Source organism: Sphingopyxis sp. LARHCG72 (assembly GCF_052871675.1).
On sequence record NZ_JBIXJU010000002.1, the window covers coordinates 499,298 to 516,955 of the forward strand.

A 17,658-nucleotide genomic window follows, 5' to 3' on the forward strand; every position below is an offset into this window, starting at 1 on the left:
GCACCGACGCTTCATCTGCCCAGCGGCCGCGTCCCGGCCTTCGAGAGGGCGACTGCGGCAGGCGCCCCAGGCGCCGCATTGGCAATCGCGCGGCTATTTTCCGCCGGGACCCTTGGTCCCTTTGCATCGCGAAACAAAATAGCCTTCGGTTGCCATCCTCCGCTGACGCTCCGGCCCCGGCGCTCGCGCGCCGCGGTGCAGACCCGGTCCGCCTGCCGCTCTTGCCGCCGTGAAGGCCGCGAGAGCGCGGCGCCACGCGGAGACTTCAGATGACCGATGCGAACGACAGCTTTGATGAATGCCCCGTCGAGACGGGGCCGACTCATCTGCTTCTTCAGGAGGTGCAGCTCTTTGGATATCGTCCTTTCGACGACGAGCCCGATCCTCGCCCATTGCCCGATGCGAGACTTACCGCCGGTGCGATCGCTGACATGTTCGATGCGCTTGCTGGATGCCTGCAGGATACCCGCATCGAGCCCGATCTCGACGATCTGCTCTGGAATCTCGTCAATATTTTCCATCGCGCTGGCAGCCATGCCGATCGGAAGCTCGATGACAATGAGCAGCTGCAACGCCGCTTGCAGCGCGAACAGGATGGCAGCGAAATCCGCTCGGTCGAGCTGGAAAGGGCGATCCGCGAAGGCATTTCGCTGATCGAGCGGCGCGACGCGATGGAATTTTTTCGCGAAGCCGCATCCGACCATTATCGCGCCCTACTGCGCAAAGCCTGGATGCCTCGCACCGGCTCGCGGGCCAATCAAAAGGCGCTGACGGCCACCTTGATCGATAGCCGCGACTTTCTCGACGCCCGCCTTCGGCAGAAAGTGGCGTCACTCATACCCGAGGGCACGCGCATCGCCTTCACTGGCGGTGCGGATGCGGATCACCGTGCGGTCTGGGACAGTCTCGACCGGGCGCGAAATCGACATCCCGACATGATCCTGCTGCATGGCGCGACGCCGACGGGCGCCGAGCGTGCAGCGGCATGCTGGGCCGAAAGCCGGGGCGTGGTTCAGGTCGCCTTTCGGCCCGACTGGAACCACCACGGAAAGGCGGCGCCGTTCAAGCGCAACGACCGGATGCTCGAGGCGCTGCCGGTCGGGGTCATCATCTTTCCTGGAACCGGCATTCAGGACAATTTCGCTGACAAGGCGCGCAAGATGGGAATTCCGATATGGGATTTTCGGACCAAGGCAGGCTGAAGCGGCCTATTGGGCCGATCAGGGAATTAGCCTCAATCTGGTTCTATCTCTCGAATATAGTAGGAATATATGAGCTTAGCCTGCATTTTCAGATTCTCCCAAGATCGCCTGGACCAGCGGCGGTCACGCCGTCGGCGGCCGGCCTTGTAAGAGGGCGGGGCTTGCCGGCCCTTACGAGGGGCACGCGGATCGGCTGGTTCGGAAACGGCGGTCGGCGCGCCATGATTCGTAATGCCGACGATCGACGCCGCCCACGCCTTCGAGCTTGAATTCGCGCGTGCAAAGACCCGAGCCGAACTTGCCGATCTGCTTCGCGAGGCCTGCGCCTTGATGGGCTGCGCCTGGTTCGCGCTCAGTCACCATCTGGATTTTCTCGCCGCGCCCGACAAGGGCGTGCGTGTTCACAATTATCCGGAGGAATGGGCCTATTGGTTCGATCAGAACCGACTAGGGCTATCGGATCCGGTGCACCGGGCGAGCCAGCGCAGTAGGGCCGGCTTTCTCTGGCACCATATGCGTCGCTACGACGCGCCGCGCCCAGGCGACGAGACCATCCTCGCTGAGGCCGAGCGCCATGGTATTGGCGACGGGCTGACGGTGCCCGCCCATATTCCGGGTGACGCTCATGGCTCGGTCTCCTTTGCATGGCGGCCGGGGTGTGCTGCCGAACCGGATGCGCTACAATTTGTCCGCATGATCGGCGGCGCCGCCTTCGAAGCGGCGGACAGCATCGCCAATCCGGACCGCATGCATATCGGTCCGCGCCTGACCAACCGGCAGCGCGAATGTCTCATCCGGGCTGCCCAAGGCAATCCGATCTGGCGGGTCGGACGCCATCTCGAACTCTCGCCCGACACGGTGCGCGAGCATTTGCGCAACGCCCGGCAGCGCTATGGCGCCAATGGTGGCACCATGCTTGCAGTGCGGGCGCTTTACGATGGCGACATCAGTTTCGTCGATATCGCACAGCGCTAAAAAAAACGCCGACACCCCCCGATCATGCTATGGTGCGGCCGGAAAAAGCGGTTCAATTGGATCGCCTCTTTGAAAGGAGGCATCCATGTTGCTTATCATCGATCACCAGAACCGTGCGAGCGAACATCGAGCCCTTCGCTCGATGTTCGAGGCGCGGAAGCGCGTCTTCATCGATCTTCTAAAATGGGATATTCCGGCGCTCGCGGGCCGGTTCGAACTCGATCATTTCGACGATGTCGATGCCACCTATCTCATCGTGACCGATGCCGATGGCGAACATCTTGCCTCGGCGCGACTGCTTCTCACCACGCGGCCGGCGCTTCTCGACAGCCTGTTCCCCGAGCTCGTCGAAGGACCGGTGCCGCAGGGCGCGGACATTCTGGAAATCACCCGCTTCTGTCTTTCGCCGGGGATTGGCGCGCGGCAGCGGAGGGTCGCGCGTGATGCACTTCTGGTCGGTCTCGCCGAATTCGCCCTTGCCAATGGCATCCGGACTTATACCGGCGTCGCCGAACTTGGGTGGTTCCGCCAAGTCGAGGGCTTCGGTTGGGACTGCCGCCCGCTCGGCCCGCCGCAGTTGCACAGCGGCGGAGCGCTCGTGGCGCTTCGCATCGACATCGACGGCTCGACCATCTCGCGGCTCGCGGCTGCGGGCATTATCAGCAAGGCGGTCGCGGTCTCCGCGGCGCGCGCAGCGTGAGGAGGCCGGGATGTTGGTTCATCCGGACTTGACGGGACGACCCGCCCCCAAATCAACCGCGGGACGTGAGCTGCTCCAGCAGGGCTATACCATCCTGCGCGGCGCGGCCCCCGCTTCGCTGATCGGCGGTGTAGCGCACGATCTCGAACCGCGGTTCGCCGCGACGCCCTTTTGCGAGGGCGGCTTTTACGGCGAGCGCACCAAGCGCTTCGGGCGCTTGCTCATCCGCTCGCCGCTTATGGCAGAGCTCGTGATGCACAGGGAGATCCTCGATCTCGCCGAACTCGCGCTCGGAAACTGGTGCGAGCGGATCCAGCTCAACCTCGCCCAGGCGATCGAGCTCCATCCAGGCGCGCTGGCGCAATTTCCTCACCGCGATCAGGACATGTGGCAAGGCTCGCTCGGCGAGGCCGAATATCTCGTCAATGTCATGTGGCCGCTCACAAAATTCACCGGATCGAACGGGGCGACGCTGATCTGGCCGCGGAGCCACGGGCTCGAGGCGCTCGTTGAAGAGCCGGCCGAGCCTCCGATCGTCGCGGAGGCGGAACCGGGCGATGCGATCATCTTTCTCGGCTCGACCCTTCACGGCGCGGGTGAAAACCGGAGCAGCGCGGTTCGGCGCGGCATTATCGTCAGCTACTGTCTTGGCTGGCTGAAGCCCTACGAGAACCAATGGCTCGCTTATCCCCCCGAGTTGGCGAAGCATTTCCCGGCCGATCTCGCGGCGCTCGCGGGCTACGTCCAGCACCGGCCCAATCTCGGTAATTTCGAGGGCCAATGCCCCTCGGTCCTGTTCGGCGGCTATCCGACCGAACCTCTGGCCGCAGTCGATGCTCTTCGTCCCGATCAGGACGCGTTGCTTGCAGATTATGTGGCGGGTCAACGAGACGGTGGCGAGGACCTTGCGGCATGAACGCGGGCTCGACAATGGAGCGGGTCTATCTCGACCTCAAGGCGAGAATTGTCGGCGGCGCCTATCCGCCGGGCACGCGCCTCGATCCGTTCCACCTTGCCAAGCGGCTCGCGGCGAGTCCGACCCCAGTGCGCGAGGCGCTCCACCGCCTGTCGGGTGAGCGCATTGTCGATAGCTGGCACCAGGAAGGTTTTCGCCAGCCGATCTTCGCCGAGTCCGATCTTTGCGATCTTTATCGTTGGTCCGGAGCACTTCTCGCGCTCGCGCTTCGCGATCCGGCACTTCAAAAGTCCGAGACCGCGGCAACGCTTCCGACAATGGAAATTGAGGACTATCCGGCGCGAGTCGCTCGGCTGTACCGAGCCGTCGCTCTCCTGGGCGGCAATCGCGAGATTCGCTTCGCAATCGCCAACATGATCGACCGAAGCGAGTTTTTCCGCGCAGCCGAGGCGCGCACCGACCCCGTTGCCAGTGAGGAACTCGCCTCGATGGAGACGGCCTTTCTGCGGGAACGCTGGGCCGATCTTCGGAGGAAAAGCGCGGCTTTTCACCGCCGGCGCCTAGCTCGGGCCGGACGGGTCGCCGCCGAACTCCGGCCTCGGTCGCAAACAATTGAATGATATTCTTCGGATCGTGAAAGCACATAAATTCTATTTTTTACAAGGGCGTAAGATCGTTCCGCCGCAATCCCGCGGCATTTTTGGAGGTAGCGACATGAACCGCGAAACCAATGACATCGTCGAACTGGGCTCGGTGAGCACCGAAACCGCCGGCGACTTCGGTCCGCCCGTCGAAATCGGCGGCAAGGACCTGCAGAACGGCATCAGCCTCGACTGAACCGTTCGTTCGGGTGTCGGCGCTCGCGCCGGCACCCGGATCGGGAAGGGATATCTATGGGATGGAAATTGGCACCGGGCGTTGGCTTCTGTCACGCCGGCAACGACCTCATCTTTCTCGACGTTCGGAGCGACCGCTATCTTCAGCTTTGCGGCGAACGACGCGCGGCGTTCGAGCGGCTTTGCGCACGCGAGCCAAATGACAGCGGCGCAATGGAAGGTCTCATAGGCACCGGGCTCTTTGCACGCAGCGAAACTCCCACGGCGATTGCGCCGATCGAAGTCGACGTGCCCGAAACGGATCTCGCCGCGGCGCCCGTCCCACGGACGGGCCTTCCGTTCATCGCAGCGGCGGCGCGTTCGCTCTATTGGGCGCGCAAGGCACTTCTTCCCGAACGTCTTGCGGCCACCCTCGACGGATTTACGACGGCGAAGCGGGCAGCGGCAGGGGACGCCGACGACATGGCGCTCGCCGCGCTGGCATCGGCTTATGCCGACGCGCGCCGGTGGGTTCCGATCCCGCCGCGCTGTCTCGTCGATGCGCTCGCGCTCTATCGGCTCTCACTTCGCAAAGGCTTTGCGCCGACCCTCGTCTTCGGCGTGCGCTCCCATCCCTTTGCCGCCCATTGCTGGCTCCAGTCGCCTTCGGCCGTTTTGACGGGAACCGCCGAGGAGGCGAACAATTATCGCCCGTTGCTCGCCATATGATGGACCGCGGCATCTTGGGGATAGCGGGCGCGCCGGGGCTTGAGTCCGCGGTGTTACAGGCCGCGACCGAACATGGCCTCGACCAAATCGACAAATTCGACGGACTCACCCTTTATGCCGGCGCGGGACTTGAGAGATCACGCGCGCGGGCGTCCAAGGTCATTCTCGGCGATTATTTCTCGGATGGTTCGTTCAGCGTGGACTGGGGCAGTTACCTCGAATTCTCTGCGGAACCCGGAAAGCCGGTCGAAATCAGTCGCGCCCCGCTCACCGGCCTGCCGCTCTATTTTTTTCGCACCCACGGCGGACTCCTGTTCTTTTCGCATCTCGATCTGGTGCGCGGACTCGAAATCAACGTCGGCTTGGATGTTGATTTCCTCCGCCATCTGCTCGCCTACAGCAATCATCGCACCGCGCGGACGGGGCTCGCGGGGGTAGAAGAATTGCTGCCCGGTACGCGCCTCGCCTTCGACGGCCATGTGACTCAGGTCAGGCCGACCTGGTCGCCATGGCCGCATGTGCGCAAAGGAATTTACGACCGCGATGCCGTGCCGCTGCTCAATAGCACCATCCGGAAATGCGTCTCGGCCTGGGCGAAGGAGCGCCAGCAGATCATGCTCGAGCTCTCGGGCGGTCTCGACAGTTCGATCGTCGCCGCAGCGCTCGCGGCGGAGGACCATGATTTCGCCGCGGCGACGATTGCCACTGCCAGCCCGGACGGCGACGAACGACGCTATGCTCGCGCGGTGGCCGAGCGCTGCGGCGCCGCGCTTGCCGAATATCTTCACGACGATAGCCAACTCGATCTCGCTGCGGGACCGCGGTTCTTGTCGCCACGCCCGGCGACATATGGCGTGCTTGCCGGGATCGATGCGGCGCTCGGCACCGCGACGGCGCAGCTGCCCGGCGCGAGCATCTTCACCGGGATTGGCGGCGACAATGTCTTCGCCATCACCCGCTCGATCCTTCCGGTGATTGATGCGCTCAAGATTCACGAGCCAATCCGGCGGCCCGCTGCCGCGCTGCGCGATTGCGCGCGACTGTGCGACGTCACCATCTGGCACGCGGCGCGCTCGGTGTATCGCCAATGGCGCCGGCCACCAGCCATCGGCTGGCCGCGCGAGGATGATTATGCCTGTCGTTCGGCGTTGCCCGACGTCCCCTTGCCGCACGTCTGGGACCATGGGGGCGAGCGCATTCCTCCCGGCAAGATACGGCACGTCCAGTCGATCCAGCGCATTCTTGATTTTCTCGACCGGCCGGGGCGCTGGTATGGCCGCGATGTCGTAGCGCCGCTGCTGTCGCAGCCGGTGGTCGAGCTTTGCCTGTCGATACCGGGCTGGCAGTGGGTGGCCGGCGGTCGCGACCGCGCCGTCGCACGCCAAGCCTTCGCGCCGCGCCTCCCTGAATTCGTCGTCTGGCGCCGCAACAAGGGACGGCTCGAGACGCTCTGCGCCAAGGCCTTCATAGAGCAGCGCGCCAGGCTGCGCCCTATCCTGCTCGAAGGTCTACTCGCCCGTGAGGGGCTGATCGACCGCGAACGGATCGAAGCCTATCTCGCGCGCGAGCGCATTGCTGGCGATTATGACTATTTCCGGTTGCTCGAGCTCGCCGATATCGAACTCTGGATCGCGTCGATCGAAGGCTTCGGGCGCGTGCCGACGAGCCTCGCCCAGCGGGCATATTGATCGGCCTTGTTCGGATCGGGGTCGATATGGCCCTGCAACCAGTAGCGAAACCAGTCGAGGTTGCGCTGATAGACGGCCCGCTTCTGTCGCGGCTCGACCTTGATGTGCGGTGCGAAGGGGAAGACATGCAGTTCGCCCTTGCGCGCCGCGGTGAGCCTTGCCTGCAATTCGGGCGATTGCCGCGCCTCCTGCTCGGGGAGCTGCATCAGCACCGGAGCGTCGATCCGGTCGACCTGAAGCGACGGCGAGCGGCGGCGCCAGTCCGCAAGATCGGTGTCTGGCGGACCGAGCCCCCAAACCTTCTTTAGATTCCGGCGGAAGAAATCGCGACCGATCCCCGCGTTGAACCAATAATAGGCCGGCTCGGCCTGGACGGAAGCGATCGACACCGCTTTGAGAAGCTTGCTGTGCGTCGCGGTCCACATCGCGACCTCGCTCCCGAAACTGAGACCGCCCATTCCCACCCGCTGCGGGTCGGCGATCCCGCGGCGATCGAGTTCGTCGACCGCGGCGCGCACTGCGGCGAGCCCGAGCACGTAACGCGCCTCTCCGGTCGCATTGGATGTCGGCAGTTGGTTGACGCAGAGCGCCGCGATGCCGCTGCGTGCGAGCGCGCGCAGCGGCCACTCATTGCCGAGGCCGCCGCGCAAATAGCCCGCGCAGCGATAGTAAGTGATGAAGAGCGGCAGCCGTCCGGGGAACTTCGGGCGGACGAGCCAGCCCGACGCACGGCTGCCGCCCACCCGCCACTCGATCGCCTCGGTCAGGAGATCATCGCGGTCGGGAAGCAGGTTCGGCTTGTCGAGGATTTGCGTGGCGCCGTCGGCAAGCGCGATCCGCAGGAGATGCGGCGGCGTCGCCGCGCTTTCCGCCACGCAGAAAAGCGCTTCGCGGGTGCCGGCGCAGGGCGCATTTTCACCGCCGCCGCCGAGCAGACCCTCGGTCGTCAGCAAGGGTCGCAATCCCTTGGCGGGATCCCAGAGCAAGGCATTCTGGCGGATGCGCCGGTCGCGCGTCGTCAGCCCGAACCGGCCGCCGCCGAGTTCGACATTCGCCCACAATCGGATGCCACTTTCGCTTTCGCAGCGCGCGGCCTTGGCACAGATGCCTTGAGCCACGGCCGCGCGCTCAGCTGGCTCGGGCAACGCGGCTTGCGCCGGCGTGAGCAATTTGGTCTCTTCGGTGGTGGCGGGACGATCCTGGCCGGTTGCGAGAAGGCGCGCCCGGAACTGGCGCGGCTCCCCCGCGAGCAGCGCTTCGCGATCGAACCAGTCGCCGTTGAGCCGCTGGCTCGCCGGGCGGCCCGCGATCATCGCGCCGCGGAACATAGTCTGGGCGAGGTCGACGCGCCCGTCGACGAGAATGCCATTGTCGCGTTCGGCCTCCTCGGCGCGCTCGATCGCCGCACGCGACGGGCCGGTTTCATAGATGAGGGCGCCGGCCGCGCTGACGGCAAAGCGCTCGATATCCGCGTCGCCGACCAGATAGGGGGCGAAGGCGCCATCGGGGCGGCCTTCCCACAATCCCGCTGCGCCGCCGACCCGCGCCCGGATATAGAAGCGCTCGCTATCGGGCGCCCACTGCGCCGCGCCCGGTTCGACAAGGCCGGTGCCATTCCAGCTCGCGGACCCACCCTCACCAAGATAGCGCGGCGGCGATGCGCCGTCGCCCGCGACGATATACCAGCCGGTCTCGACGCGACCGCTTACGGTCGACGGGCGCTCGCGGCGGTAAAGCAGCCAGCGCCCGTCGGGAGAGTCCGCGAGCCCCGAGAAATCGGTCATCTCGACAAGCTCGCGGGGACTGGTCTGAGCCAGCGCTGGCGACGCTGCCGCAAGGAACGACGCTGCCCAGACAAGCTTCTTCACCATCGGATCGTCGCCTGCACCGCGATCGAGCGCCCGACCGGACTCGCCTTTTCGGGATCATAAGCGAGCGCCGAATTGTTGGTGCGGCTCTCGACATAGGGTGGGTCACGATCGAAGATATTGAGCGCGCTGATCGCAAGCTGCAGGCCGCGCTCGACTTCATCTTTGCCGAAGCGCTGCGACAGGCTGAGATCGACGGTCGTCCAGGACGGAACGCGCGCGGCGATGGTCGGAATCTGGTTGAGATAGCCGCCGATATAATTGACGAAGGCGGTCGCCGCGAAGCCGTTCTTCGCCCAGCCGGCTCGTCCGCGAAGGCGCCATTTGGAAGGGTTGGCGAAGGTGCCCACGACATCAATGGCGGGCGTTCCAGGGGTGAGCCGCCGGTCGATCCGGAAGATATGGCTTCCCGCCAGCCCGAGATCGATCGTGCCGCCCGCGAGCTGCGGTGCATAGCCGATATCTAAGTCGATCCCGGTCTGACGCACCGACGACAGGTTCCGCACCTGGCCGTCGACGATCGCATCGACGTCGCCGGGAGCGAGCCCGAGCGGGTTGGTGAAGGTCGGGAAGGCGAAATAATAAGCGAGGAGCTCGGGCGAGGGATTGTCGTTCACAATTCCGCCGAAGAGATCGCGCCGCGTCAGGAAGCGCAGATAATCCTCGGTCACCGATCCGATGCGATCGCGATAGTCGACGTCATAATAGGTGATGGCCGCCTTGAAGTCGGGCAGCGCGGCCGGTGCGATGTCGACACCCGCGGTCCAGGTCGTCGCGCGCTCGGGCTTGATGCCGGGACCATAGCCGAACAAACCGATGACATTGGCGGTCCCGGTCGGCGACATGGGATCGGGCAGCTGGAACGTCGTGTAGTTCGAGACCGTCGGCCCGATCAGCTCGTCGAAAGCCGGCGCACGGAACGAGGTGCCGTAGCTGCCGCGCAGTGCGAAGCCGGGCAGCGGCTCCCAGCGGATTCCGACCTTCGGATTGGTGGTGCGCCCGACATCGCTATAATCTTCGACGCGCCCGGCAACCAAAAGGTCGAGGCGGTGGAAGCCGGGGACCGCATTCTCTTCGCCGAACAGCGGCACGAACAATTCCGCATAGGCCGAGCGGACATGACGAGGCCCCGGCAAGCCGGTCAGCGGCGTCGTGCTCGGCGTTGCACGGCTCAGATCATTGATCGTCAGATTGAAATAGCGTTCGCGGCGATACTCGGCGCCAAGCGCGAGCCTGACATCGCCGCCCGGCAATCGCAGAAGCGGTCCGTCGGCGCGAAGCGCCGCCGACCAGCTTTCAAAATCGTCGCGCGAGCCGATGCTGCCGCGGATTGCTGCGATCGTGGCGGGATTGTTCGCGGTGCCATTGCCGAAGATGTTGAACGCGGTCGCCGGGTTGGTGTCAGCCAGCGCAGCTGTCAGTCGCGCTCGGTTTGGAATATTGATGCTGTCCGACCGGCCTTTTTGCCGGCCATAGGCTCCGCCGAGTTGCACCCGCCATCGCCCAAACGCCTGCTCAAGGCCTGCTGCGGCGCTGATACCCCGCACGCGCCCGGTGTCGATCGGCGCTCCGAGATCGTTCGTGAAATTATAATTGACCGTGACCGGCTGATTGGTTCCGATCGGGTCGACGTAAAAAGGGTTGGTGACGGGGACCCGCGCGGCGCTGAGATATTGGTTGAGCGCGACCTTGCGATAGCTGCGCTGCGCCGCGAGGATGCTGGTGCGAAGCGTCAGACTGCTAGTCAGATCGACTTCCCCAGCGAGATAGAGGCTGTGAACACGCTGGCGCGGCAGCAGATCGCTCGCCGCACGCCGGTCGCCCGGATTGCGCGTGCCTACCGTCAGGTCGGCGGGGGTCAGCGCGGTGCCGTCCTGTCCTGACGGAATGGCGAACGTCTGGCCATTAGCGGCGGTGATCGTGCCGGGAGCCGCGAAGAGCGAGCGATAGTCGGGCCCGCCGAACGGCCGAAGATCTTCGGTCGCGAACCGCCGGTCCGCGGCGGCAAGCGCATCGCGCTCGCTGAACTGATAGGCCAGGGTGACATGACCGCCATCCCAGCGCGTGCCGAAAATCTGTCCGAACTGCCGTTCGCCCATGTCCCCGTCGGCGGTGCCGATCCGGACGCTTGTCTCGGCCCCTTCGAAGTCGTTGCGAAGTCGGATGTTCACGACACCCGCGACGGCATCAGCCCCGTAGATGGCGGAGGCACCGTCGGTGAGGACTTCAATCCGTTCGATCGCGCTCAAGGGGATCAGCGAGATATCGGCGAACACGCCGCCGAGACCACCAAGCGCCGGCCGTGCGCCGTCGATCAGTACCAACGTCGATGAAGGCCCGAGGCCGCGAAGGTTGATGCTCGACGCGTAGGTGCCGTCGGTTCCCGAGCCGTTGCGCGTGGTCGCACCAAGCGTCGTTTCGTTCGGGCCGCCACCGAACGACTGCGGCAGCGCCTGCAGCAGCTGCTGCACCGAACCCGTTCCGCTCTTCTCGATCTCGCTGCGATTGAGCGTGAGGACAGGCGAGCCCGTCGGGCCGGCGCCCCGGATTCGTGTGCCCGTGACAATAATGGCACTGTCCTCGGACGCCTCAGTCGAGCCGTCGTTCACTGGTACAGCGGCGTTTCCCACCCGAAGCACGAGCGCGCCATCGACGAGTTCCGGCTGAAGACCCGATCCTGTCAGTAGCCGCGAGAGGGCGCGATCCGACGACATCCGCCCGCGCACCGAGGTCGAGCGCCGCCCCTTGACCAGGTCGGTCGCGAAAAGGATCTGGCGTCCCGAAATTTCCGAATATTCTCGAAGCGCGTCCCCGAGCGGCTGCGCCGCAATGTCATATTCGCGCTGCTCGGTCTGCGCATGCGCAGCGATCGGACAAAGCGCACCGACCGCGCACCCCGTAGCCAGAAAAGCGGCCAGCAAACTCTTGTTCATCCCATCCTCCCAGCGGCCTGCATGGCCGTCTGAGGGGGCAAGACGGATGGGGTCGAAAAACTCCTAGTTGGCTATTTTCGGCATAAGCACATAGCTGCCCGCCTGCTCTTTCAGATCGAGGTCGAGCGCGGCCGCAAGCTGGCGTGCGAGCGATCGCGCGTTCGAAACATCGAAGCGTCCGCTGACCAGCCGCCCGGCGATGGCCGTGTCGGCGAGCCCGATTTTCTTGCCGCTCACGCGATTGGCGCGCTCGATCACGGCACCGAGCGGCAGGCCGTCGGCGACGAGAAGCTGCGGCCCGCCGGCTTTACTGACGGGATTGGTCATGATGACGGCCTCGCCGGCCGGCTTGGTCTCGATGAGCATGGGCGCGTCCTTCTCGATCGCCGCGCGCTGGCCGGGGCGGAGGCGGAGCGGGGCTTCGGGCTTCGCGGTGGCGCGCACCTCGACCGAGCCCTCGACAAGATGGACGACTGGCCGCCGCCCCGTCAGATCGATCTCGAAGATCGTCCCGAGGGCGGTGGTTTCGCTTCCCGCGGCTTCAACACGGAACGGCCGCGTGCTGTCATGGGCGACGGTGAACCGCGCACGGCCGCCGACAAGGTGAACGCGCCGTTCGCCCGACGTGAACTCTGCCTCGATGCGGGCGCCGTCCGTCAGCGCGACGCGGGTGCCGTCCTCGAGCACGAGCTCGCCGGTCGCATTGTCAGCGACGATCGGCTCGGCGCCGCGATTGCCGAGCAGCACCCAGGCAAAAGCGAGTGAGATCGCGAGGACCAGCGCAGCGGCAAGCGCCCAGTGCGCGCGCGACGGGGGTGTCGCCTTTGACGGCACGTGGCGGTGCGCGGCGAGATGCTCTTCCGCCACGCCGCCAGTGATAAGCCAATCCTCTTTGGCGTTCGCATAAGCCTCGGCATTTTCGGGATCGGCATGCCAGGCATCGAACTCTGCCCGATCCGCCTCGGCGCCGGGCGTGCGCATGCGCGCAAACCAATGCGCGGCCTCCGTGTCGCGGTCGCTCACTTAGTGTCGGCCCGCGCCTTGCGGATTGCGATCATCGCCTGTGCGATATGCCATTCGACGCCCTTCACGCTGATTCCTTTCGCTGTCGCGATTTCCTCATAGCTTAGGCCATCGAACCGATGCATCACGAATATAGAACCAGTTTGGGGCTTTAATTTCTCGATCGCCTCGCCGACGCGCCGCATCGTGTCGCGCGCCTCGAGCGCTGCATGGGGGTCGGGGCCGGCGATATCCTCATCCTCGAAGCTATGGTGCTGCGATGTCAGGCGCGCAGTATCGGCGCGCGCGCGATCGGTGAGCAGGTTGCGTGCGGTGCTGACGAGATAGGCTCCGGGCTTTTCGATCAGGGCCAGCTTCCCGCCCTTCGCCATGGCAAGGCGGCGGAAGCATTCCTGGACGAGATCGCCGAGATCCTGCTTCGGCGCGCGGCGGCGCAGAAAGCGCGTCAGCGCAGGCTGATGCGCAGTATAGATCGCTTCCATGCTCGCCGTTGAACCAAAGCCCGTCCAGTCGGACGGCGGCACCGGGTCGCTGCCGCTCAAGGCCTGCGCGCGCTTCTGTTCGTCTTCGAAATCCATGTCCATCGCCTACCGGTCGGACCGGAAAACGGGATGCCGGGAGGTAAGAACATACTCGGAAAAATATGCGCCGCCGCCTTTAGCCCGAAGGCCTGGACATACGCGTCGGCCACCCGGCAACGGATGGGAATATCATAAAGGCCCGAGCAGAATTCTTACGTTCCGGCACCGCGCGCCTTCTGGCCCGGTGCATGGTAAGCATAGCCGGACGTAACGTCAGGGCAAGCCCGCGCCACGCAATTCGGTCCAGATTGAGTCTTTTTGGCTTGGGCCCTCGATCTGACGCCTCGGATCTCCATTTGCCGCGATGATCCTCGCCTTTGCCGGATCCCTCGGCCGATCCCTTCCGTGTTGCGCGCGTCGCTGGATATGGATTTAATCCTGTCCCTGCCCTATGGAATTCCTATCGCACCCGCCCGGCCTCTGTCCGCAAGGACATGCACACTGGGCGGGTCTTTTTTTAGACTTGGCTTGGCGACTGAGTTTGACGCGCTAACGGCGGCGATAGGGCTCGCAAGCGATGCCGTCGCCGTCACCGTCCATTTCAGGCCGGTAGCCGGGATGACCTCGGCGGAGCGGGGCTGCACCCGCCGCCCAGGCTTCCTTGCAATTGCGGAAATAGGCGCCCGAGGGCCCCGGTGATGGAGCGCGCACCGGCGCTGCGTCACGCGAGGGCGCCAGGGCTCGGCGGCCCGGGCGCGGATGTGCCGCGCGATAGTCCGCCGGCATCTGGAACGTCCCGGCCCACACACCGATACCGGTCGCGCGGGCGCGCGCCTCGGATGCGACGTAGCGGTCGCTGAAATGCGGCAAGGCGACCGCAAGGCCCGCGTCGACCATCGCACCGCCCAAATCGACCGGACCCGCGCGGCATGTGGCGACGATCCGGCCATAATCGTCGATATCCTTCTGCTCGCACATGACCGATTTTCCGGCGACGAGGCTCGCGAGCTTCGACGCCGCCTGTTTCCCGCAAGCCCAAGACGCGCCGCCGCGTTCGCAGCTCTGCGCCAGCTCGGGCGCATCGACGCCGAAGAGCCGCACCGATATTCCGCTGAGGTCGAGCGAATCTCCGTCGGCAGCGCGGGCCGGGCCGCTGACCTGCTGCGCCGAGGCAGGGAGGGCCAAGAGAAGGAAGGCGGCGGTGATCGTCAGTCTCATGCCCGACCTATAGCGTGATCCGGTGAGCAAATCCTTGCTGTTCATCTCCATTCCGGCTCGCACGGAGCCAGCCGGTGCAGATCCGGCGAGGTGGATGGCGCGCCCGCGCGCGCAACGGCGCCGCGTCGCCTTTTTCCCCGGCCGCAGGCGGCCTCCTCGCAGGCGCTTCGCGCGCAAAAAGCCGGTGCGGCGCCGTCCTCCGCTGTCGCTCCGGCCCTTCGGGTGCGTGCGCGGGCCTGACGCCATTCCCTGGCCGCCGGTGCCCCGGGGATGGCCCCGGGCTTCGCAGGAGCAATATCATGGCCGCAATCGGTCTTGTCAGCGGAACGAACGAAAAGGGCTTTGTGGGTCAGCTCGCGACGATCTCGATCCGCGTCCCCATCGAAATCCGCCCCAACCCGAGCAAGAACGGCGAGGTGCAGCCCGATTATCGCGTCTGGTCGGGCGGCGTCGAATGCGGCGCGGGGTGGCTCCGTCGCAGCGAGGCGTCGGGCAAACTCTATGTCTCGCTGACCCTCGAAGCGCCTGAGTTCGGGCCGCGGCGCATCTATGCCAATCTTGGCCGGGCGGCCGGGCAGGACAATCCCGACGTCTATGCGCTGCTGTGGAATCCGGCAGATTGACCGCGGTCGGCGGCATCCTCGCGGCTGGTTCAATCTCGGCGTGCAAGGGTGTCGCCACCTTGTTAGGGTGTCCGCAATGCGCAGCAGTCTCGATCATCTCCCCCCGCACAAACAGCGCGAACTCGAACGGATCGTCCAGATCGTCTTCGAAGAATTCGAGGACGTCTTGGCGCTGGCGACGCAGGACTGGAAGCGCAAGGGGCGGATTTCCAAGATCATCCTCTACGGCAGCTATGCGCGTGGCGGCTGGGTTGACGAGCCGCATACCGCCAAGGGCTATCAGTCGGACTACGACTTGCTGATCATTGTCAACGACGACCGGCTGACCGACCGCGTCGAATATTGGTCGAAGCTCGACGATCGGCTGATCCGCGAGCTGTCAGTGACGAAGACGCTGCGGACGCCGGTGAACTTCATTGTGCACAGCACCGGCGAGGTGAATGCCGGGCTGTCGCAGGGACGATACTTCTTCATGGACGTCGCGCGCGATGGGATCGCAATTTATCAGGCGATCGATGATGAATTGCCCGAGCCGCAGCCGAAGACGCCCCATGCGGCGCTGGAGATGGCGCGGGAATATTTTGACGAGTGGTATCCGAGCGGCGGCGAGTTTTTTGACAACTTCCGTTTCAATTTGGAAAGGGATCGGCGCAACAACGCCGCGTTTCAGCTGCATCAAGCGACCGAGCGCTTTTACAACTGCGCCTTGTTGGTATGCTCGTTCTACTCACCGCACGTCCATAATCTCGCGTTTCTGAGGACGCAGGCCGAGCGCTTAGATACGCGCTTGGTCGATGCTTGGCCGCGGGAGACCAAGGCTGATCGCTCGCGCTTCGAGAAGCTCAAAGAAGCCTACATTAAAGCCCGATACTCGAAGCACTTTCGTATATCGGACGAGGAATTGGCATGGCTCGGCGCCCGCGTCGAAATGCTGGCCGCGATTGTTGAAAAAATCTGCGTAGAACGAATAGGCCAGCTTGAAGAAACCGCCAGAGACGCTGGTTAGCTTAACGCCGCTTTGGGGGCGATGATTGTTTGTGGAGATCGCGTCAAATTGTCAGTTCGAGAACGGGCGATGGCGACGAGGCAATCGAGGACCTAGAGTCCCGTCTTCTACAGCACCAAGCGCCGCGTGATCGACTTCGATTCGCATGAATACACCAGCGACCCAGATCTCCGCATCACCTAGCAAATCGATCAGGCCGGCATGTTCTGCAATATATTCGTCGAGCGGTGCAGCAGGTAACATCAGGGTTATGGACCTATCGCCATCTACTTCTCCTTCGGCGACGAACCGATCAAACAGCGAGCCGAACACGGATCTACCGAGGATAAGGTGGCGTATGAGAGCCATCGCTTGCTTGCGAATATCGTCGTCCGAAGTCGGCTTCACCGCGATTGGTACTGTAATAAAACAAGTTTTTTGCTTCTCGTTGAAGGCGACCCGCGTGCAGGGAATGTCACGTTCGGCGCATTGTAAGAAAAGGATCTTTGATAAGAGATCCATTCGCTCCGCAAACGATGCGCCCTTCAACGTTTGAATTTTTTTCAGGTTTTCACCGAGACTGGAGCTAAGGGCACGGCGCTGATCGCGATCCAGCGCGTGATATAGAAATTGGTCAGTCACGGCGCGCTCGGAAAGCACGTCCAGACTGTCTATGCCGAATATCTCAACGGCCGCATCGATAGACATGATCAGCTCCAGCAGAGCGATCACATGTCCATGTAGCTCGTCGTGGCTCCAGCGGCGTGACTCAATTATCGGCGGGGTGCCACGCTTGACGCTGCGAAAGAGAATCGAATTGTCCTCGTAGAGGACGCCATCACTTCCGGCGTGCGCCAAAGCATTTCGAACGATGGGATCGTACCCATTTAAGAGGTCGGCAGGGCCACCGAATTGCCGGATGCGCGATTCTACCAGTTCGGCTTTACTTCGTTCTAGCGCGCCAAGATTGCTTGTCTCGATATCAACGAACTTGCCTTCCTTGAAAGCGTATGTTGCGACCAGCAGCGTCATATACGGGTCGAATACGTCCGACACGAGTGGGCGGTAAATCTTTGTCGCGATATGTGCCGCGTCTTCGTCGGAATAAGCCTCAATCTCGTTGGTTCGGCCTATATCGTCAATTATTCGCATCACTTGGGCGTGCACGCGCCGCTTTATTCCCGCCCAAGGAAGAAAAACCTTTGTCATGTATGCGGCACGATCCTGTTCGCTGGCTTCGTGCATTGTCAGCAGCAGGTACTCGACGGCCGCAAGCCGACGAGCCGGATCATAAGAATAGGCGACCTTCCTCCATAGGCGCTGCTCAGTGTCTTCATCGAGGCCGGCACTATCCCGAACGAGCAGCAAGCTGTCCGGACGGAGCCGCTCGATGATCGACAGGTATTCTACAGGGTCTATCGATACTGGGAACTGCATAGGTCTAGCTTTCGGCGCAGTGTAA

At 63.9% G+C, this 17,658-nt stretch carries 16 protein-coding genes; 10 read left to right on the plus strand and 6 right to left on the minus strand.

What is annotated here, in order from left to right; genetic code table 11:
- The first annotated feature begins 269 nt into the window (after positions 1–269).
- From ACIPPQ_RS07430 to ACIPPQ_RS07465, 8 genes are all read left to right on the plus strand, one after another.
- Entirely contained in the window at positions 270–1,202 is a 933-nt protein-coding gene (locus tag ACIPPQ_RS07430) for a DUF2493 domain-containing protein (protein WP_446543487.1), read from the plus strand.
- A 231-nt stretch (positions 1,203–1,433) separates the two neighbouring features.
- Complete coding sequence (locus tag ACIPPQ_RS07435) at positions 1,434–2,177, plus strand: autoinducer binding domain-containing protein (RefSeq protein WP_446543488.1); 744 nt, start codon at positions 1,434–1,436, stop codon at positions 2,175–2,177.
- Positions 2,178–2,262: 85 nt separating this feature from the next.
- Positions 2,263–2,877, plus strand: a complete 615-nt coding sequence (locus tag ACIPPQ_RS07440; RefSeq protein WP_446543489.1) for an acyl-homoserine-lactone synthase — start codon at positions 2,263–2,265, stop codon at positions 2,875–2,877.
- 10 nt (positions 2,878–2,887) lie between these two features.
- Positions 2,888–3,793, plus strand: coding sequence for a phytanoyl-CoA dioxygenase family protein (locus tag ACIPPQ_RS07445; RefSeq protein ID WP_446543490.1), 906 nt, complete (start codon positions 2,888–2,890; stop codon positions 3,791–3,793).
- Entirely contained in the window at positions 3,790–4,413 is a 624-nt protein-coding gene (locus tag ACIPPQ_RS07450) for a GntR family transcriptional regulator (RefSeq protein ID WP_446543491.1), read from the plus strand. The genes ACIPPQ_RS07445 and ACIPPQ_RS07450 overlap by 4 nt, the downstream gene beginning before the upstream one ends.
- A 94-nt stretch (positions 4,414–4,507) precedes the next feature.
- On the plus strand, positions 4,508–4,630 hold the full coding sequence (locus ACIPPQ_RS07455) for a benenodin family lasso peptide (RefSeq protein WP_146130861.1): 123 nt from the start codon (positions 4,508–4,510) through the stop codon (positions 4,628–4,630).
- A gap of 56 nt (positions 4,631–4,686) precedes the next feature.
- The gene (locus ACIPPQ_RS07460; protein ID WP_446543492.1) at positions 4,687–5,337 is read left to right on the plus strand and encodes a lasso peptide biosynthesis B2 protein; all 651 of its coding nucleotides are present in this window, start codon (positions 4,687–4,689) and stop codon (positions 5,335–5,337) included.
- 50 nt (positions 5,338–5,387) lie between these two features.
- Positions 5,388–7,025, plus strand: coding sequence for an asparagine synthase-related protein (locus ACIPPQ_RS07465; protein WP_446543493.1), 1,638 nt, complete (start codon positions 5,388–5,390; stop codon positions 7,023–7,025).
- Here ACIPPQ_RS07465 and ACIPPQ_RS07470 read toward each other — a convergent pair.
- The 5 genes from ACIPPQ_RS07470 to ACIPPQ_RS07490 form a co-directional block, all read right to left on the minus strand.
- Positions 6,926–8,896: an Atxe2 family lasso peptide isopeptidase gene (locus ACIPPQ_RS07470; RefSeq protein ID WP_446543494.1), complete on the minus strand. Its 1,971-nt coding sequence runs from the start codon at positions 8,894–8,896 to the stop codon at positions 6,926–6,928. The two genes, ACIPPQ_RS07465 and ACIPPQ_RS07470, sit on opposite strands and share 100 nt — an antisense overlap.
- Positions 8,890–11,826 (minus strand): TonB-dependent receptor domain-containing protein, encoded by a 2,937-nt coding sequence (locus ACIPPQ_RS07475; protein WP_446543495.1) that lies wholly within the window; start codon positions 11,824–11,826, stop codon positions 8,890–8,892. The genes ACIPPQ_RS07470 and ACIPPQ_RS07475 overlap by 7 nt, the downstream gene beginning before the upstream one ends.
- Positions 11,827–11,889: 63 nt before the next feature.
- Positions 11,890–12,849: a FecR family protein gene (locus tag ACIPPQ_RS07480; RefSeq protein ID WP_446543496.1), complete on the minus strand. Its 960-nt coding sequence runs from the start codon at positions 12,847–12,849 to the stop codon at positions 11,890–11,892.
- Complete coding sequence (locus tag ACIPPQ_RS07485) at positions 12,846–13,427, minus strand: RNA polymerase sigma factor (RefSeq protein ID WP_446543497.1); 582 nt, start codon at positions 13,425–13,427, stop codon at positions 12,846–12,848. Before ACIPPQ_RS07485 ends, ACIPPQ_RS07480 begins: the two co-directional genes overlap by 4 nt.
- Positions 13,428–13,919: 492 nt before the next feature.
- Complete coding sequence (locus ACIPPQ_RS07490; protein WP_446543498.1) at positions 13,920–14,588, minus strand: thermonuclease family protein; 669 nt, start codon at positions 14,586–14,588, stop codon at positions 13,920–13,922.
- Positions 14,589–14,887: 299 nt separating this feature from the next.
- Here ACIPPQ_RS07490 and ACIPPQ_RS07495 point away from each other — a divergent pair, with 299 nt between their 5' ends.
- Positions 14,888–15,211 carry a DUF736 domain-containing protein gene (locus tag ACIPPQ_RS07495; protein WP_105999312.1) on the plus strand — a complete coding sequence of 108 codons (324 nt, stop codon included), beginning with the start codon at positions 14,888–14,890 and terminating at the stop codon, positions 15,209–15,211.
- Between the two features lie 76 nt (positions 15,212–15,287).
- Positions 15,288–16,217 carry a HEPN domain-containing protein gene (locus ACIPPQ_RS07500; protein WP_446543499.1) on the plus strand — a complete coding sequence of 310 codons (930 nt, stop codon included), beginning with the start codon at positions 15,288–15,290 and terminating at the stop codon, positions 16,215–16,217.
- Between the two features lie 51 nt (positions 16,218–16,268).
- Here ACIPPQ_RS07500 and ACIPPQ_RS07505 read toward each other — a convergent pair whose 3' ends face one another.
- Entirely contained in the window at positions 16,269–17,633 is a 1,365-nt protein-coding gene (locus tag ACIPPQ_RS07505) for a hypothetical protein (RefSeq protein ID WP_446543500.1), read from the minus strand.
- Between the last annotated feature and the right edge of the window lie 25 nt (positions 17,634–17,658).

Bases quoted from the DNA above. Each gene is read 5' to 3' on its own strand.
- ACIPPQ_RS07450 (WP_446543491.1), top strand. From the start codon at position 3,790: ATGAACGCGGGCTCGACAATGGAGCGGGTCTATCTCGACCTCAAGGCG.
- ACIPPQ_RS07460 (WP_446543492.1), top strand. From the start codon at position 4,687: ATGGGATGGAAATTGGCACCGGGCGTTGGCTTCTGTCACGCCGGCAAC.
- ACIPPQ_RS07435 (WP_446543488.1), top strand. From the start codon at position 1,434: ATGCCGACGATCGACGCCGCCCACGCCTTCGAGCTTGAATTCGCGCGT.
- ACIPPQ_RS07490 (WP_446543498.1), bottom strand. From the start codon at position 14,588: ATGAGACTGACGATCACCGCCGCCTTCCTTCTCTTGGCCCTCCCTGCC.
- ACIPPQ_RS07485 (WP_446543497.1), bottom strand. From the start codon at position 13,427: ATGGATTTCGAAGACGAACAGAAGCGCGCGCAGGCCTTGAGCGGCAGC.
- ACIPPQ_RS07505 (WP_446543500.1), bottom strand. From the start codon at position 17,633: ATGCAGTTCCCAGTATCGATAGACCCTGTAGAATACCTGTCGATCATC.
- ACIPPQ_RS07430 (WP_446543487.1), top strand. From the start codon at position 270: ATGACCGATGCGAACGACAGCTTTGATGAATGCCCCGTCGAGACGGGG.
- ACIPPQ_RS07470 (WP_446543494.1), bottom strand. From the start codon at position 8,896: ATGGTGAAGAAGCTTGTCTGGGCAGCGTCGTTCCTTGCGGCAGCGTCG.
- ACIPPQ_RS07440 (WP_446543489.1), top strand. From the start codon at position 2,263: ATGTTGCTTATCATCGATCACCAGAACCGTGCGAGCGAACATCGAGCC.
- ACIPPQ_RS07495 (WP_105999312.1), top strand. From the start codon at position 14,888: ATGGCCGCAATCGGTCTTGTCAGCGGAACGAACGAAAAGGGCTTTGTG.
- ACIPPQ_RS07475 (WP_446543495.1), bottom strand. From the start codon at position 11,826: ATGAACAAGAGTTTGCTGGCCGCTTTTCTGGCTACGGGGTGCGCGGTC.
- ACIPPQ_RS07500 (WP_446543499.1), top strand. From the start codon at position 15,288: ATGCGCAGCAGTCTCGATCATCTCCCCCCGCACAAACAGCGCGAACTC.
- ACIPPQ_RS07445 (WP_446543490.1), top strand. From the start codon at position 2,888: ATGTTGGTTCATCCGGACTTGACGGGACGACCCGCCCCCAAATCAACC.
- ACIPPQ_RS07455 (WP_146130861.1), top strand. From the start codon at position 4,508: ATGAACCGCGAAACCAATGACATCGTCGAACTGGGCTCGGTGAGCACC.